This window comes from Spirillospora sp. NPDC127506 (genome assembly GCF_040302145.1).
GTDB lineage: Bacteria > Actinomycetota > Actinomycetes > Streptosporangiales > Streptosporangiaceae > Spirillospora.
On sequence record NZ_JBEORG010000077.1, the window covers coordinates 1 to 15,593 of the forward strand.

Here is a 15,593-nt window from a genome sequence, read left to right on the forward strand (position 1 = left end):
GACCAGCGGGCAGGTCGCGTCGATGGTGCGCAGGTTGAGGCCCGCGGCCTCCTCGTGCACGGCGGGCGCGACGCCGTGCCCGCGGCCCCGGAGGGTGCCGCGGGCGCCGCTGCGCCGTCATCGGTGATTCGGCGCCCATTTCCGCGAATCAGTGCGTCCGAATTTCTCCGGGCAGAATGCGGACGGCATCACCGGCATCGGCGGTCCGCCATTGTTTGCGATGCCTTCCGTGCGTTCCTTCGCGCGTTCGCGGAGTGCCGGTAATGGTCTACCACGGCTTCGTGCGCATTTTTCCTCCTCAGCGGGCGAAGAACCGTCGGGACGCTGATGGGAATCACCACGGAGTCGTGCGCATGCGGGTCACCTCCCGATATCGATGGGACGGGACGGGCGGGGGAGCGTCACCACGGGGTCGTGCGCATGCGGGTCACCTCCCTTCCTCGCGGTCGCGGGCCCGTTCGCTCGGGCCCAGGGGAGCACCGGGGGAGAGCGGAGCGCGGCTCAGAGAGCCAGCAGCACGAAGTGCTGGGGCAGGTGCACGGCCAGCCCGAGGCGCATCGCGGCGGTGATCACCGCGTCCCCGTCGCCGGCCGGGCGGCGCAGCGCGAGCGTCGACTCCTCGCCGTCCAGCAGGGTGATGCCGGCGCGGAAGTCGCCGAGCAGCACCCGGTCGCGCTCGATCATGCGGGTGCGGGTGACGCGCAGCCCGGCGGCGTCCAGCGCGGCCAGCGCGCCGCCGCCGACGAGCCGCCAGTACAGGGCGGGGTGCATGACCAGCCCGTCGCACGAGCCGCCCATCTCCTCGACCTCGGCGCAGGCGTTCATCAGCGCGTCCATCGCCGCGCCGGCCTCGGCGGACGCCCGCGGGGCGGAGAGGCGGCGCAGCCCGTCCAGGCGCAGCAGGCCGGGGATCGCGCCGTCGTCGCTGCCGTGCAGCAGCACCTCGTTCTCCACGGTGCAGAGCCGGACGATGACGCGGTGGTCGACGAAGCGGGCGAGCAGCGCGGGGTCGGAGCACAGGTCGGCGGGCACCGGGACGGCGACGGAGATCTCGGTCAGCTCGGCCTTGGCGACCGCCGGGCGGAACACCGCCTCGGGCGTCGCGGCGTACCGGGTCCCGCCGCCCCCGCCGGCGCGGTGCTCGCGCACGTAGCGCAGGGTCCGGTCGGCGACCGTGCCGCCCTTGGTCTGCTCCCGGACGGTCGGGCGGGGCCGGGTGGAGGCCAGCGGGAACAGCGTCGTCAGCGGCGCCCGGAGCCGGACCGCGGCGTCGCCGCCGGCCGCCCGGGCGACCGCGACGGCCAGCTCCTCGCCGGGGCCGCGCTCGCGCAGCCCGGGGTCATCGATGAGGTAGTCCAGCACGGAGAACTCCCATCAGACACACCTTTCGCGGCCGCCCGGATCTCGGGTCGGCCGACAAATGCACGCTGCCGGTACTGCACCGTGCCAACCGAGAGAGTAAGCACACCGGAGGAGAAATTAAAAGGGCCTCGCTCGATCTTGTTCAGAAAAATCGGCCATGGTACAACTTCCTAGCGGATTGGAAGGGGAGGTGACATGCCGAAGCCGGATAAAGAAGCCGGGGGAGGCGCCGCATTCGCCGATCCCGTGCTCGATCCCGTGCTCGATCCCATTCGCGGGACGGGGCCGCGCCCGGCCGCCCGCCCCGCCCCCCGCTGCCCGCTGCGCGCCCGCACCCCGGCCGGGGGCGCGCCCGCGGCGGACGCGCGGACCGAGGACGCGCGGACCGAGGACGCGCGGACCGAGGACGCGCCGGCCGGCGGCGCCCCGGGTGATCCGGGATGAGCACCGCGACGGCGGCCCGCCCCGGAGCCCCCGGCGGCCCCGCCGGCGAGGACGGCCTCGGCCTGCTGGAGATCGCGCGTCCGCTGATCGCCGCGGCCCGGGACGACCTGCGCGACCGGCTGCGCGCCGGCCCGGCCCTGCCGGACGGGCTCGCCGCCCTGCTCCTGCGCGACCCGCCGGCCGGCTGGCTCGCGATGGCCGTCCAGCCGGCCCTGGCCCGGGAGCTCGCCGCGGCGCGGCGGCGGGGCCTGCCCGGTGCGACGCCGGAGCGCCGCTACGCCTCCTTCGTGCGGAGCCTGCGCGACCCCGGCACCGCGCGCCGGATCTGGGCGGAGTACCCGGTCCTCGCCCGGCAGGCGGCCGGGCTGCTGGACGCCTGGGCCGCCGCCCGCGCCGCGTTCGCCCGCGACCTCGCCGCCGACCTGCCCGCGCTCACCGGGGCGTTCGGTGCGCTCGGCGCCCTGGACGACGTCGTGTTCGGGTCCGCCGAGACGCACCGCGGCGGCCGGACGGTCGCGATCGTCCGGTTCGAGCGCGCCGCCGTCGTCTACAAGCCGCGCAGCCTCGCCGTCGACCGGTGCTTCGACCGCCTCCTCGGCTGGTTCAACGCCCCCGGCGTCCCGTACCCGCTGCGGCGCCCCCGCCTCCTGGACAGGGGCGACCGGGGCTGGAGCGAGTTCATCGAGCCCGCCCCCTGCGAGCCGGAGGCGCTGCCCGCGTTCTTCTGGCGGATGGGCGCGCTGCTCGCGCTGACCCACGCGGTGCACGGCTACGACCTGCACGCCGACAACGTGATCGCCGCCGGGGCCGACCCCGTGGTGATCGACCTGGAGGCCCTGTTCCACACCGAGGGGACGCAGCCGGAGGCGCGCCGCGCGCGGCTCGGCGACCCGGCCGCCGAGCGGCTGGCCGGGTCGGTGCTGCGCACCGGCCTGCTGCCCGGCCCGCTCGTCGTGCCCGACGTGGAGACCGAGCTGCCCTTCGGCGTCGACATCAGCCCGCTCGGCATCGCCGAGGGCCGCCGCTCCCTCATCCCGACGCCGATCGCCGAGGACCCCGGCACCGACCGGATGCGGGTGAGGCTCGGGTACCGGACGGTGCCCGAGCCCGCCGGGCGGCTGCGCCTGCCGGGCGGGCAGGCCGCCGACCCGCGCCCGTACCGGGACGCGCTGACCGCCGGGTACGTCTTCGCCCACCGCCGGCTGGCCGCCGCCGGCACCGGCCTGCTCGCGCCGGGCGGGCCGCTGCACGGCTGCGCGGACGTCCCCGTCCGGCTGATCCAGCTGTCGACGTTCCTCTACGTCCGGCTGCTGCTGGAGGGCTGGCGGCCGGAGGCGGTGCGCGACCCCGCCGTCCACGAGCGCGGCCTCGGCCGGCTCGCGGCGGGCTGGCCCGGCGTCCCGCACCGCGACGCGCTCATCGAGGCGGAGAAGGCCGCGCTGCGGCGCGGCGAGGTGCCCGTGTTCGAGATCCGGCCCGGCCACCGCGACGTCTGGCTGGAGGACGGCACCCGCCTGCCGGACGTGCTGCCCGCCGCGCCGCTGGCGGAGACGGCGGCGCGGCTCGCCGCGCTGGCCGAGGACGGCCCCGGAGCCCAGCTGGAGATCATCGACGCGAGCCTGGCCGCGCTGGACACCCGCCCCCGCGCCGGGCATCCCGTGCGGGGGCCGTCCGGCGTGCGCGGCCCGCTGGACACCGCCCTGTCCATCGCCCGGCGGCTCGACGCCGCGGCCGTGCGGGACGGCGACCGCATCGGCTGGCTCACCGTCGAGGTCGTGGACGCCGCGTCCCGCCGGGTCGCGCCCGCCGGGCTGGACCTGTACGGCGGCCTGCCGGGCATCGGCCTGTTCCTGTCCTACCTGGCCGCCGTGACGGACGAGCCGCGGGTCGCGCGGCTCGCCGAACAGGTCGCCGAAGAGGTCGCCCTCCGCTGCCGCGCGTCCGGGGCCGTGCCGGCCCTCGGCCCCGCCTACCACCTCGCGCACGCCGCCGCCGTCCACCGCCGCCCGGACCTGGCCGAGGCGGCCCGGGACCTCCCCCCGCCCGCACCGGCCGGCCCCGACGTCCTGGACGGTGCGGCGGGCGCCGTGCTGTCCGCGCTCGCCGTGCACGCCGTCCTGCCCTGCGAGGAGGCGGAAGAGGCGGCGCGCGCCGCCGGCGAGCGGCTCCACGCGATGGAACCGGAAGGGCCCGGCTTCGGGTACGGCGCGCCGGGCGCGGCGGTGGCCCACGCCCGCCTGCACGCCCTGCTCGGCGACCCCCGCCACGCGGCCCGCGCCCGTGAACTCGCCGCCACCGAGCCCGCCCCTGAACCCGGCGGCGGACCCGGCGGCGGACCCGGCGGCGAGCCCGGCTGGTGCCAGGGCGCCGCCGGCACCGGCCTCGCCCTGCTCGAACTGCTCGAACTGCCCGGACCGGCCGGCCCGCCGGACCCCGCCGGCGGCACGCCCGCGCTGGAGCGTTCCCTCGACGCCGCGGCCCGGACCGCCCGCGCGTGCGGCCCGCTCCCGGACGACTCCCTCTGCCACGGCGCGTCCGGGCTCGCGGAACTGCTCACCGCCCTCGGCGAGCCCGCCCCCCGCCCGCCCGGCGAGGCGCGCACCGCCCTGCCCGCGCCCGCGCCCGGACTGCTCGCCGGCCTGTCCGGCATCGGCTACGGGCTGCTGCGCCGCGCCCGCCCCGCCGACGTGCCCCCGGTGCTCGCGCTGGCGCCCCCGAACCCCTGAGCCAGCTCCCGTTCCCCGTGGAGGAGACGACATGACCGTGGACGTTCAGCCCGGCCTGCTCGCCATCGACGGCGCCGCGCCGGTGCGCACCGACCCCTGGCCGACCTACGACAAGGGCGACGTCTTCATCGGCGAGGACGACCTCGGCGAGGCGCTCGACGCGATCCGCGACCGGCTCTACTTCCGCTACGACCACCGCCCGTACGCCGAGACGCGCACCGGCCGGTTCGAGCGGGACCTGTGCGCGTACTTCGGCGTCCCGCACGCGCTCGCCTGCGCCAGCGGCACCGCCGCGATCGCGCTCGCGCTGCTCGCCCTCGACCTGCCGCCCGGCTCCCTCGTCGCCTGCCCCGCCTTCACCTTCGCCGCGACGCCCAGCGCGATCCTGCTCGCCGGTCACCGGCCCGTCCTCGTCGAGTGCGACGACGACCTGCACATGGACGTGGCCGACCTGCGCCGCCGCCTCACCCCCGACGTCCGCGCGATCGTCGTCGTGCACATGCGCGGCTTCGCCTCCGACATGGACGCGATCTGCGCGCTCGCCCGGGAACGCGGCATCCCCGTCGTCGAGGACGCGGTGCCCGCGCTCGGCGCCCGGCTGAACGGCCGCCCGCTCGGCACCATCGGCGACGCCGGCGCGTTCAGCACCCAGTCCGACAAGTCGCTCAACACCGGCGAGGGCGGCTTCCTGCTCGTCCGCGACCCGGCCGTGCACGCCCGCGCGGCCGTCTACTCCGGCGCCTACGAGGGGCGGATGGCGCGGCACTTCGACGGCCCGCCGCCGCCCGTCGACGACCTCGCGCTGCCGATCTTCAGCCTGCGGATGGACGAGGTGCGCGCCGCGCTCGCCCGGCCGATGCTGCGCCGGCTGCCCGACCGGCTCGCCGCCCACCGCCGCAACTACGACGACGTCGCCGCGCGGCTCGCCGGCGTGCCCGGCATCGCGCTGCGCCGCCCCGTCGCCGACGGCGCCTACCTCGGCGAGGCGCTGGTGTTCCGGCTGCCCGGCGCGGGCGCCCGGCGCGCCGCCTGGACCGCCGCCGCGCTGCGCGCCGAGGGCATCGACGCCCGCGCCCTCGGCGACCCCGGCGACACCAACGTCCGCGCGTTCTGGAACTGGCGGTTCCTGTTCCCGGACCCGGCGCGCGCCCGCGCCGAGTACCCCGCCACAGCCGCGCGGCTCGACGAGACCGTCGACATCCCGCTGTCGGCGAACCTCACCGAGCGGGACCGCGACCACGTCGTCGAGGCCGTCCGCAAGGTCGCCGGCTCCGCGGCGGGGCGCGGCTGATGGTCCGCGTCCTGTACGTGACGGGCTGGTGCCGCAGCGGGACGACGCTGCTCGGCAACCTCCTCGGCGAGGTGCCCGGCGCCGTCCACGTCGGCGAGCTGCGCTACCTGTGGACCAACGGCGTCCTCGGCGCGGGCACCAACTCGCTGTGCGGCTGCGGGCGGGACATCCCGTCGTGCCCGCTGTGGAAGGCCGTCATCGCGCGGCTCGCCGGGGACGACGCCGCCTGGCACGCCGAACGCGCCGCCTGGCGGCAGCGGACCGCGCTGCGGACCCGGCACACCGGCCGCCGCCTCGCCGACGCGCGGCGCGCCCGCGCCCACCCGGCCGTCCAGGACCTGGTCCGGCTGTACGAGGCGATCGCCGCGGAGACCGGCGCCCGGCTCGTCGTCGACACCGGCAAGTTCCCCGCCGAGGCCGCCGCGCTGTGCGGCGCGCCCGGCGTGGACGCCCGCGTCCTGCACGTCGTCCGGGACCCGCGCGCCACCGCCGAGTCGTGGCGGCGCGCGAAAGGGTACATCCCGGCGATGGGCCCGGCCCGCAGCACCGCCTACTGGACGGGGTTCAACCTGGCGTCCGAACGCGTCGCCCGCGCGTTCCCCGGCCGCTGCCTGCGGCTGCGCTACGAGGACTTCGCCGCGCGCCCCCGCGCCGAGCTGGCCCGCGTGATGGCGCACGCGGGCCTCGCCGGCGACCCGCCCGTGGACGGCGGCGGCGCCGCCCGGCTCGGCGTGAACCACACCGTGACCGGCAACCCCGACCGGCTGCGGCGGGGCCCGGTCCTGGTCAGGGCCGACGACGCCTGGACGCGGACCCAGCCCGCCGCCGCCCGCGCCGTCGCCACCGCGCTCGCCGCGCCGCTGCTGGCCCGATACGGCTACCCGCTGCGTCCCGTCCCCGCCCCGGTCCCCGCGGAGGTCTGATGGATCTCGGACTGCGCGGCCGCGTCGCGCTCGTCGCCGCCGCGACCAGCGGCCTCGGCCTGGCCACCGCCCGCGAGCTCGCCGCCGCCGGCGCGGACGTCGCGTTCTGCGGCCGCGACGAGGCGAGGCTGGAGGCGGCCCGCGAGGAGATCGACGCGGCCGGGCCGGGCCGCGCCGTCCCCACCCGGCTGGACGTCCGCGACCACGCGGCCGCCGCGGACTGGGTGCGCGACACCGCCGGCCGCCTCGGCGGGCCGCACGTCCTGGTGACGAACGCGGGCGGGCCGCCGGCCGGCCCCGCCCTCGGGTTCGGCCTGGACGCCTACCGCGACGCGGTCGAGCTGTGCGTGCTGTCCCACATCGCGCTCGTCCAGGCGGCCGTGCCGCACATGCGGGACGCCGGCTGGGGCCGCGTCCTGATGATCGCGTCGGAGACGATGCGGCAGCCGACGCCGAAGCTCGCCCTGTCCGGCACCGTCCGGCCCGCCCTCGCCGGGTTCGCCAAGACCCTCGTCCGGGAGCTGGGCCCGGCCGGCATCACGGTCAACGTCCTCGCGCCCGGCTACCACCTCACCCCGGCCGTGGAGGCGCTCGTCGCGCCGGACCGCAACGCCGGCCTCGCGGAGATCGCCGCCGGGATCCCGCTCGGCCGGCTCGGCTCGCCGGCCGACTTCGGCGCCGCCGCCGCGTTCCTCGCGAGCGAGCAAGCCGGCTTCATCACCGGGACCGTCCTGCTGGTCGACGGCGGCCTCAGCCAGGGCATCTGAGCGGGAAAGCGGAGAACGGAGGAGACGGTGGAGTTCGACGACGTGCTCGCGGCGCGGCGGATGGTGCGCCGCTACCGCCCCGACCCCGTACCGCCGGAGACCGTGGACCGGATCGCCCGGGTCATCCGGAAGGCGCCGAGCGCGGGGTTCAGCCAGGGCCACCGGCTCGTCGTGGTCACCGAGCGCGCGACCCGCGAGCGCGTCGCCGAGCTCGCCGAGGAGTCCCTCTACCGGGAGAAGTGGCTGTCGGTGGCGCCGGTGCTGATGGTGCTCGGCGTCCGCGAGGACGACTACCACGACCGCTACACCCGGCCCGACAAGCTCATCGACGGCAAGGAGCTGGAGTGGCCCGCCCCCTACTGGTGGGTCGACTCCGGGGCGTTCCTCATGCTGCTCCAGCTCGCCGCGATCGACGCCGGGCTCGCGACCGGGTTCGCGACCGTCCGCCGCAAGGAGGAGCTCAAGGCGCTGCTCGGCCTGCCGGACGACATCGCCGTGGTCGGCGTCGTCACGATCGGCCATGCCCGCGACGACGCCGTGCCGCCGTCCGACACCGCCCGGCTGCGCGCGATGCGGAAGCCCTTCGGCGACCTCGTCCGGTACGAGTCCTGGAAGGACCCGCGCTAGGGCCGGCCCGCGTCGGAGCCGGCCCGCGTCAGAGCCACGTCGTCGGGAGGCCGTGCGCCGGGGCCTCGCCGAGGACCGCGCGCTCGCCGCCCGGCCACAGCCGCAGCGTCACCACCTGGACGGCGTCGAGGCGGGAGGCGTCGCGCCCCTCGAACGACAGGTGGGCGAGCGGCGCCGCCGCGGTGGCCGCCGCGCCCGCCTCCTCGATGCCGCGGTCGACGCGCGCGGCCTCGTCCCGCGACAGGTACGCGCGCATCGTCGAGTGCCACACGACCGTGGCGACGCCCTCGCGCGGCGCGAGCCCGTCCAGGAAGTCGGCCGCGCCCATCCGCACGACCTCCGCCGGGACCCGCGCCGCCACCTCGAACGCCGCCCGCAGCCGCGCGACCCGCTCCGCCTGGTCGGGCCACACGTACGACAGCAGCCGCCGCTGCGCGTCCGGGGAGGACGCGTCCAGCGGGTTCGGGTCGCAGCCGCGCCGCTCGGCGACGGCCAGCGGCGCGCCCACCGGCGGCAGGCCCCGCCACGCGTCCGCCAGGACGACCGGGGACTCGGGCCCGTACGCGCCGCCCTCGTACAGGAACCGGAAGTGGTCGGCCCGCAGGTTCAGGCCCGCGCTCGCGCCGATCTCCAGCAGCCGGACCGGCAGCCCGACCGCCTCGGCGACCGTGAGCAGGCCGCCGACCAGCGGCGCCGCCCGGCCGACCTCGTTCGTCTGCGGCGGTTCGGCGAGCCCCTCGCGTATCTCCGCCGCGTGCCCGGCGAGCACGTCCCGGAAGGCGGGCCAGGCCCGCAGCGGATCCTCCGTCCCGCCCGCGGTCGGGTAGTGCGCGGCCAGCTCCGGCGCCCGCCCCTCCAGGACGATGCGGTGCACCGTGCCGAGCATGCCCAGGATGTGGCGCGTGCCGGTGCGGTCTCCCAGCACGCCGGCGACCGCGTCCGGCTCGTCCGCCGCCCGGAGGAGCAGCTCCGCGTACATCGGCGACCCCAGCTCGGCCGACGCCCGCGCCTGCGCGAGCAGCGCCCTTCTCATCCCCCACCTCCGCCGACGAGCCTCTCAGATGCTGGACGCCGTCACGGGCGGGCGCGCGGAGTCAATAGGATCGTCGTCATGCTGCGCTGGTTGACCGCGGGGGAGTCCCACGGCCCGGCCCTCACCGCGATCGTGGAGGGGCTGCCGGCCGGTGTGCGCGTGACCTCGGGGGACATCGCCGAGGAACTGCGCCGCCGGCGGCTCGGGCACGGGCGGGGCGCCCGGATGAAGTTCGAGCAGGACGAGGTGCGGATCCTCGGCGGCGTCCGGCACGGGGCGACGCTCGGCGGGCCGGTCGCGATCGAGATCGGCAACACCGAGTGGCCGAAGTGGGAGACGGTCATGGCGGCCGACCCGGTCGACGCCGGCGTCCTCGCCGCCCAGGCGCGCAACGCGCCGCTGTCGCAGCCGCGCCCCGGCCACGCCGACCTCGCGGGCATGCAGAAGTACGGGTTCGACGACGCGCGCCCCGTCCTGGAGCGGGCCAGCGCCCGGGAGACCGCCGCGCGGGTCGCGCTCGGGACCGTCGCCAAGGCGTTCCTCAAGCAGGCCCTCGGCGTGGACGTCCTCAGCCACGTGATCGCGCTCGGCGAGGTCGCGGCGCCCGACGGCGTCCTGCCCGGGCCCGGCGACCTCGCGCGGGTCGACCAGAGCCCCGTCCGCTGCTTCGACGCCGCGGCGTCGGCGGCGATGGTCGCGCACATCGACGAGACGAAGAAGGCGGGCGACACCCTCGGCGGCGTCGTGGAGGTCCTCGCCTACGGGCTCCCGCCCGGCCTCGGCAGCCACGTCCACTGGGACCGGCGGCTCGACTCGCGGCTCGCCGGCGCCCTGATGGGCATCCAGGCGATCAAGGGCGTCGAGCTCGGCGACGGGTTCACCACCGCCCGGCGGCCCGGGTCGCGGGCGCACGACGAGATCGACGGCACGCCCGAGGGGGTGCGCCGCCGGACGAACCGGGCTGGCGGCGTCGAGGGCGGCATGACGACCGGCGAGGTGCTGCGGGTGCGCGCCGCGATGAAGCCGATCTCGACCGTCCCGCGGCGGCTCGACACCATCGACGTCAAGACCGGCGAACCCGCCAAGGCGATCAACCAGCGCAGCGACGTCACCGCCGTCCCGGCCGCCGGGGTCGTCGCCGAGGCGATGGCGGCGCTCGTCCTCGCCGACGCCGCGGTGGAGAAGTTCGGCGGCGACTCCGCCGAGGAGACGGCGCGCAACCTGCGCGGCTACCTGTCCGCACTGACGATCAAGTGAGCGGGAGCATGCGACCGAAGGCAGTCATCATCGGGCCGCCCGGCTCGGGCAAGACCACGGTCGGCGGCGCGCTCGCCGAACGCCTCGGCGTCGCGCTGCGCGACACCGACGCCGACGTGGAGGCCGCCGCGGGCAAGCCGATCGGCGAGATCTTCATCGACGACGGGGAGGACCGCTTCCGCGAGCTGGAGCGCGCCGCCGTCGCGGCCGCCCTCGCCGAGCACGAGGGCGTCGTCTCGCTGGGCGGCGGCGCGATCCTCGCCGCGGAGACCCAGGAGCTGCTCGCCGGGCACACGGTCGTCTACCTGAGGGTCGGCCTGCCCGAGGCGATCAAGCGGGTCGGGCTCAACTCCGCGCGGCCGCTGCTGGTCCTGAACCCGCGCAGCCAGATGCGCAAGCTGCTGGAGGAGCGCCTGCCCATCTACGAGCGGCTCGGCACCGTCGGCGTCGACACCGACGGCCGCGACCCCGCCGACATCGTCGAGGAGATCGTCAAGGCCCTGGAGGCGGCGTGACGTCGGCCCGGGTGCACGTCGGCGGCGCCGACCCGTACGACGTCGTCATCGGGACGGGCGTCCTCGGCGAGCTGCCCGCCATGGTCGGCGACCGCGCCCGCGCCGTCGCCGTCGTCCACGCCGAGGGCCTCCCCGGGATCGCCCGGCCGGTGTGCGGCGCGCTCGAGCGGGCCGGGTACACCGTCCACGCGCTGCCCGTCCCGGACGGCGAGGCCGCCAAGGAGGTCGGCGTCCTCGCCGGGCTCTGGTCGTCCTTCGCCCGCGCCGGGATGACCCGCACCGACGCCGTCGTCGGCGTCGGCGGCGGCGCCACCACCGACCTCGCCGGGTTCGCCGCGGCGTCGTGGCTGCGCGGCGTCCGCTCGGTCCTCGTCCCGACGACGCTGCTCGGCATGGTGGACGCGGCGGTCGGCGGCAAGACCGGCATCAACGTCCCCGAGGGCAAGAACCTCGTCGGCGCGTTCCATCCGCCCGCCGGCGTCCTGTGCGACCTGGCGACGCTGATGACGATGCCGCACGAGGACTATGTCAGCGGCCTCGCCGAGATCATCAAGGCCGGCTTCATCTCCGACCCGGAGATCCTCCGCCTGGTCGAGGACGACCCGAAGGGCGCCGCGTCCCCCGACGGCCCGCACACCCGCGAGCTGGTGGAAAGAGCGGTCCGGGTCAAGGCCGAGGTGGTGTCGGCCGACCTGAGGGAGAGCGGCCTCCGCGAGATCCTCAACTACGGCCACACCCTCGCCCACGCCATCGAGAAGGCCGAGGAGTACCGGTTCCGGCACGGCCACGCCGTCGCGATCGGCATGGTGTACGCCGCCGAGCTGTCCCGGCTCGCCGGCCGGCTGCCGGACGGCGTCGTCCAGCGGCACCGCGACATCCTCGCCTCGGTCGGCCTGCCCGTCTCCTACGCCGCCGACTGGCCCGGCCTGCGCGCCGCGATGACCATCGACAAGAAGTCGCGCGGCACGACGCTCCGCTTCGTCGTCCTGGACGGCATCGCGTCGCCGGGCCGCCTCGAAGGGCCGGACGAGGCGCTGCTCACCGCCGCCTACCGGGCGGTCGGCCGATGACCGCGGAGAGGAGGGTCCCGTGACCCGCGTGCTCGTCCTGAACGGCCCCAACCTGCGGCGCCTCGGCGTCCGCGAGCCCGACAAGTACGGCACGACCAGCTTCGACGACCTCGCCGCACTCTGCCGCGACACCGGCCGCCGCCTCGACCTGAGCGTGGAGGTCCGGCAGACCGACGACGAGGCCGAGATGGTGCGCTGGGTGCACGAGGCCGCCGACGAGCGCGTCCCCATCGTGCTGAACCCGGCCGCCTTCACCCACTACTCCTACAGCCTCCGCGACGCCCTGGCGCAGCGCACCGCCCCGCTCATCGAGGTCCACATCACCAACCCCGCGGCCCGCGAGGAGTTCCGCCACACCTCCGTCGTCGCCGGCGTCGCCACCGGCACCATCGCCGGGTTCGGCCCCATGTCGTACGTCCTGGCGCTGCAGGCCATAGCCGAGCTGCTCGCCGAGCAGAACCCCGCCTGACGACCGTCCGGCGGAGCGAGGGCGCCGCTACTCCTCCTCGGCGGCCCGGCGCGCCATGTCCTTGAGCTCGGCCACCACGTCGTCCAGCGGCGCCACGTCGCGGTGGGCGCGGCAGAGGATGGTGGCGCCCTCGACGGCCGCGACGATGAGGCGGGCCAGGCGGGCGGCGCGGTGGTCGGGGACGCCGGCGTTGCCGAGGCCGGTCGCGAGGGTGTCCTGCCAGAGGCCGAACACCGCCGCGGCGGCCTTGGCGAGCTGGGGCGCGTCGTCGTGGGACTCGACGGTGACGGCGACGACGGGGCAGCCCGCGCGGAACTCGCTCCTGATCAGGACCTGCCGCCACCAGCCGACGAAGGCGTCCACCGCGGAGGCGGCGTCGCCGCCCTCGGTGGCGGCGAGGATGCCGGCGTTGAGGAAGTCGCCGGCGTAGCGGACGGCCTCCTCGGCGAGCTGCGCCTTGCCGTCCGGGAAGTGGTGGTAGATCGACCCGCGCGGGGCGCCGCTGTGCGCGATGACGTCGCGGAACCCGGTGCCGCTGTAGCCGCGCTCGCGGAACAGGTAGGCGGCGCTGCGCACCATGCGTTCCCGGCTGTCCGTCCCCATGACTCGATTATGACATTCATCATACGGTGCCCGCGTTGCCCATGACGGTCGTCATAGAAGATGGTGACTATGACGGACGTCCTACTGGTTGGGGAGCCTGATGGAGAGCACGGCGGGACTGGAGCAGCTGAAGGAACTGCTCGACAAGGGCGCGGAGAAGGGGCACGGCATCGGGACCCTGCTCGGCATCACGGCCGAGAGCCTCGAACCCGGCCGGGTCGTGTTCGCCCTCACCCCGCGCCCCGACTTCAGCAACCCGCTCGGGACCGTGCACGGCGGCATCATGTCCACGCTGCTGGACTCGGCGATGGCGTGCGCGGTGCACACGTCCCTGGCGGAGGGCGCCGGTTACACGACGCTGGAGCTCAAGGTGAACTTCGTCCGGGCGGTGCCGCTGGACGGCGGCCGGCTGGTGTGCGAGGGGACGACCGTCCATGTCGGGCGCAAGGTTGCGACCGCCGAGGGGCGCATCACCGACGCCGACGGCAGGCTCGTCGCGCACGGGACGACGACGTGCCTGCTCTTCCCGCCGCCTACTGGCGAGTAGGGTTCGCTTGGGCGCGGAAGGGTTCGCCCAGGCACGGGAGAAGGAGAGCCTCGTGATCGACCTCCAGCGCGACGGAGATGTGCACATCCTGCGGTTCGACGCCGGCGAGAACCGGTTCAGCCCCGGCTTCCTCGACGAGGTCGAGGACGCGCTCGACACCGTCGCGAAGAACGACGGGCCGGGCGCGCTGGTCACCGCCGGGACCGGCAAGTTCTACTCCAACGGCCTCGACCTGGACTGGCTGAGCGCCAACCAGGACCGGTTCGAGGAGTACCTGCGGCGGGTGCACGGGCTGTTCGCGCGCGTCCTGGAGCTGCCCATGCCGACCGTCGCGGCGCTGAACGGGCACGCGTTCGCGGGCGGCGCGATGCTCGCCCTGTGCCACGACGCCGCCGTGATGCGCACCGACCGCGGCTACTTCTGCCTGCCCGAGGTCGACCTCGGCATGAGCTTCACGCCGGGGATGAACCTGCTGATCAAGGAGCGGCTGCCGCGCGCGACCGCGCACGAGGCCATGCTCACCGGCCGCCGGTACACCGCCGAGCAGGCGCGGGACGCCGGGATCGTCCAGCGGACCGCTCCCGAGGAGGAGGTCCTCGCCGCCGCCGTGGAGCTGGCGGCGGCGTCGGCGGGCAGGAACGGCGGGACGGTCGCCAAGATCCGCACGGACCTGTACCGGCCGGTGCTGGACGCGCTGCACGGTCCCGCCCTCCCCTGAACCGGGGCGCCCTCAACCGGGGGCGGCGGGTAGGTTACGTTCGACTGGAATCGGATTCGGTTAGGGAGAGGATGCCGATGCGCATCGGGATGGCGCTCAGCTACTCGGGCGGTTTCAAGGAGACCGTCGAGGAGCTGTCCGACTACGAGAAGGCCGGCCTCGACATCGTCTACGTCGCGGAGGCGTACAGCTTCGACGCGGTGAGCCAGATGGGCTACATCGCGGCCAAGACCGAGCGGCTGGAGATCGCCTCCGGCATCCTCAACATCTACTCGCGCACGCCGACCGCGATGGCGCAGACCGCCGCGGGCCTGGACTACGTGTCCGGGGGGCGGTTCACGCTCGGCATCGGCGCGTCCGGCCCGCAGGTCATCGAGGGCTTCCACGGCGTCCCCTACACGGCGCCGCTCGGCCGCACCCGCGAGGTCATCGAGATCTGCCGCAAGGTGTGGCGGCGCGAGCGGCTCCAGTACGACGGCAGGTACTACAAGCTGCCGCTGCCCGCCGACCAGGGCACCGGCCTGGGCAAGCCGCTGAAGCTCATCAACCACCCGGTGCGCGCCGACATCCCGATCCTGGTCGCCGCGATCGGCCCGAAGAACGTCGAGCAGACCGCCGAGATCGCCAACGGCTGGGAGCCGATCTTCTACATGCCGGAGAAGGCCGAGGAGGTGTGGGGCGCCTCCCTCGCCGCCGGCAAGGCCAGGCGCGACCCGGCGCTCGGCGAGCTGGACGTGGTCGGCCAGGCCCCGCTCGCCATCGGCGACGACGTCCAGGGCTACCTGGAGTTCGGCCGTCCCATGGCGGCGCTGTACATCGGCGGCATGGGCGCCAAGGGCAAGAACTTCTACAACGACCTCGCCCGCCGCTACGGCTTCGAGAAGGAGGCCGAGGAGATCCAGGACCTCTATCTGGACGGCAAGAAGGACGAGGCCGCCGCGAAGGTTCCGCAGGAACTGCTGGAGAAGATGTCGCTCATCGGCTCCGAGGGCCATGTCCGCGAGCGGCTCGCCGCGATGAAGGAGTCCGGGATCACGACGCTGAACGTCGCCCCGATCGCCGGCGACCACAAGGGCCGCCTCGCCCTGATCGAGAAGGTCAAGGAGATGGCCGCCGAGCTCTGACCCGCTTCGTCGGCTTGCGGCGTGTTGCCCTTATGAGCGCGCCGATAAGGCGGTCTGCGGCGCCTCCACGTCCTTGGCCAGCTTGGAGAGCTCCTCGCTGACGCGCTCGACCGCGGC

Annotated in this window: 16 protein-coding genes and 1 pseudogene; 13 read left to right on the top strand and 4 right to left on the bottom strand. The window is 75.7% G+C overall.

Annotated features, from left to right (window positions below; all coding sequences use genetic code 11):
• Positions 1-78: pseudogene (locus ABTW95_RS34925) on the bottom strand (hypothetical protein); the annotation flags it as partial.
• Positions 79-501: 423 nt separating this feature from the next.
• Positions 502-1,362 (bottom strand): family 3 encapsulin nanocompartment shell protein, encoded by an 861-nt coding sequence (locus ABTW95_RS34930; RefSeq protein WP_396454877.1) that lies wholly within the window; start codon positions 1,360-1,362, stop codon positions 502-504.
• 195 nt (positions 1,363-1,557) lie between these two features.
• Between ABTW95_RS34930 and ABTW95_RS34935 the strand changes: the two genes are divergently transcribed.
• From ABTW95_RS34935 to ABTW95_RS34960, 6 genes are read left to right on the top strand one after another with little or no spacing between them, the layout of a single operon-like run.
• Entirely contained in the window at positions 1,558-1,806 is a 249-nt protein-coding gene (locus tag ABTW95_RS34935; protein WP_500228561.1) for a hypothetical protein, read from the top strand.
• A complete protein-coding gene (locus tag ABTW95_RS34940) occupies positions 1,803-4,532 on the top strand; it encodes a type 2 lanthipeptide synthetase LanM family protein (protein WP_500228562.1) in 2,730 nt (909 codons plus the stop codon). The genes ABTW95_RS34935 and ABTW95_RS34940 overlap by 4 nt, the downstream gene beginning before the upstream one ends.
• A gap of 31 nt (positions 4,533-4,563) precedes the next feature.
• Positions 4,564-5,823 (top strand): DegT/DnrJ/EryC1/StrS family aminotransferase, encoded by a 1,260-nt coding sequence (locus ABTW95_RS34945; RefSeq protein WP_396448249.1) that lies wholly within the window; start codon positions 4,564-4,566, stop codon positions 5,821-5,823.
• Positions 5,823-6,746 (top strand): sulfotransferase, encoded by a 924-nt coding sequence (locus tag ABTW95_RS34950; RefSeq protein WP_396448248.1) that lies wholly within the window; start codon positions 5,823-5,825, stop codon positions 6,744-6,746. Before ABTW95_RS34945 ends, ABTW95_RS34950 begins: the two co-directional genes overlap by 1 nt.
• A complete protein-coding gene (locus tag ABTW95_RS34955) occupies positions 6,746-7,513 on the top strand; it encodes an SDR family NAD(P)-dependent oxidoreductase (protein WP_500228563.1) in 768 nt (255 codons plus the stop codon). Before ABTW95_RS34950 ends, ABTW95_RS34955 begins: the two co-directional genes overlap by 1 nt.
• A 27-nt stretch (positions 7,514-7,540) precedes the next feature.
• Positions 7,541-8,140: a nitroreductase family protein gene (locus ABTW95_RS34960; protein WP_396448245.1), complete on the top strand. Its 600-nt coding sequence runs from the start codon at positions 7,541-7,543 to the stop codon at positions 8,138-8,140.
• Between the two features lie 28 nt (positions 8,141-8,168).
• On the opposite strand, the gene ABTW95_RS34965 is transcribed toward ABTW95_RS34960, so the two are convergent.
• The gene (locus ABTW95_RS34965; protein ID WP_500228564.1) at positions 8,169-9,173 is read right to left on the bottom strand and encodes a DUF2332 domain-containing protein; all 1,005 of its coding nucleotides are present in this window, start codon (positions 9,171-9,173) and stop codon (positions 8,169-8,171) included.
• A gap of 78 nt (positions 9,174-9,251) precedes the next feature.
• On the opposite strand from ABTW95_RS34965, the gene aroC reads away from it, so the two are divergent.
• From aroC to aroQ, 4 genes are read left to right on the top strand one after another with little or no spacing between them, the layout of a single operon-like run.
• Positions 9,252-10,430 (top strand): chorismate synthase, encoded by a 1,179-nt coding sequence (gene aroC, locus ABTW95_RS34970; protein WP_396448242.1) that lies wholly within the window; start codon positions 9,252-9,254, stop codon positions 10,428-10,430.
• 8 nt (positions 10,431-10,438) lie between these two features.
• Positions 10,439-10,945 carry a shikimate kinase gene (locus ABTW95_RS34975; RefSeq protein WP_396448241.1) on the top strand — a complete coding sequence of 169 codons (507 nt, stop codon included), beginning with the start codon at positions 10,439-10,441 and terminating at the stop codon, positions 10,943-10,945.
• Complete coding sequence (aroB, locus tag ABTW95_RS34980) at positions 10,942-12,015, top strand: 3-dehydroquinate synthase (RefSeq protein ID WP_396448240.1); 1,074 nt, start codon at positions 10,942-10,944, stop codon at positions 12,013-12,015. Before ABTW95_RS34975 ends, aroB begins: the two co-directional genes overlap by 4 nt.
• A 19-nt stretch (positions 12,016-12,034) precedes the next feature.
• Entirely contained in the window at positions 12,035-12,484 is a 450-nt protein-coding gene (aroQ, locus tag ABTW95_RS34985; protein ID WP_396448239.1) for a type II 3-dehydroquinate dehydratase, read from the top strand.
• A 27-nt stretch (positions 12,485-12,511) separates the two neighbouring features.
• Here the strand turns inward: aroQ and ABTW95_RS34990 are convergent, their stop codons facing one another.
• A complete protein-coding gene (locus ABTW95_RS34990; RefSeq protein WP_396448238.1) occupies positions 12,512-13,087 on the bottom strand; it encodes a TetR/AcrR family transcriptional regulator in 576 nt (191 codons plus the stop codon).
• A gap of 100 nt (positions 13,088-13,187) precedes the next feature.
• Here ABTW95_RS34990 and ABTW95_RS34995 point away from each other — a divergent pair, with 100 nt between their 5' ends.
• The 3 genes from ABTW95_RS34995 to ABTW95_RS35005 all read left to right on the top strand — a co-directional run bounded on the left by ABTW95_RS34995 (position 13,188) and on the right by ABTW95_RS35005 (position 15,476).
• Positions 13,188-13,634, top strand: a complete 447-nt coding sequence (locus tag ABTW95_RS34995) for a PaaI family thioesterase (RefSeq protein WP_396448237.1) — start codon at positions 13,188-13,190, stop codon at positions 13,632-13,634.
• A gap of 52 nt (positions 13,635-13,686) precedes the next feature.
• Positions 13,687-14,352 carry an enoyl-CoA hydratase/isomerase family protein gene (locus ABTW95_RS35000; protein ID WP_396448236.1) on the top strand — a complete coding sequence of 222 codons (666 nt, stop codon included), beginning with the start codon at positions 13,687-13,689 and terminating at the stop codon, positions 14,350-14,352.
• Between the two features lie 77 nt (positions 14,353-14,429).
• On the top strand, positions 14,430-15,476 hold the full coding sequence (locus tag ABTW95_RS35005; protein ID WP_396448235.1) for an LLM class F420-dependent oxidoreductase: 1,047 nt from the start codon (positions 14,430-14,432) through the stop codon (positions 15,474-15,476).
• Positions 15,477-15,593 lie beyond the last annotated feature (117 nt).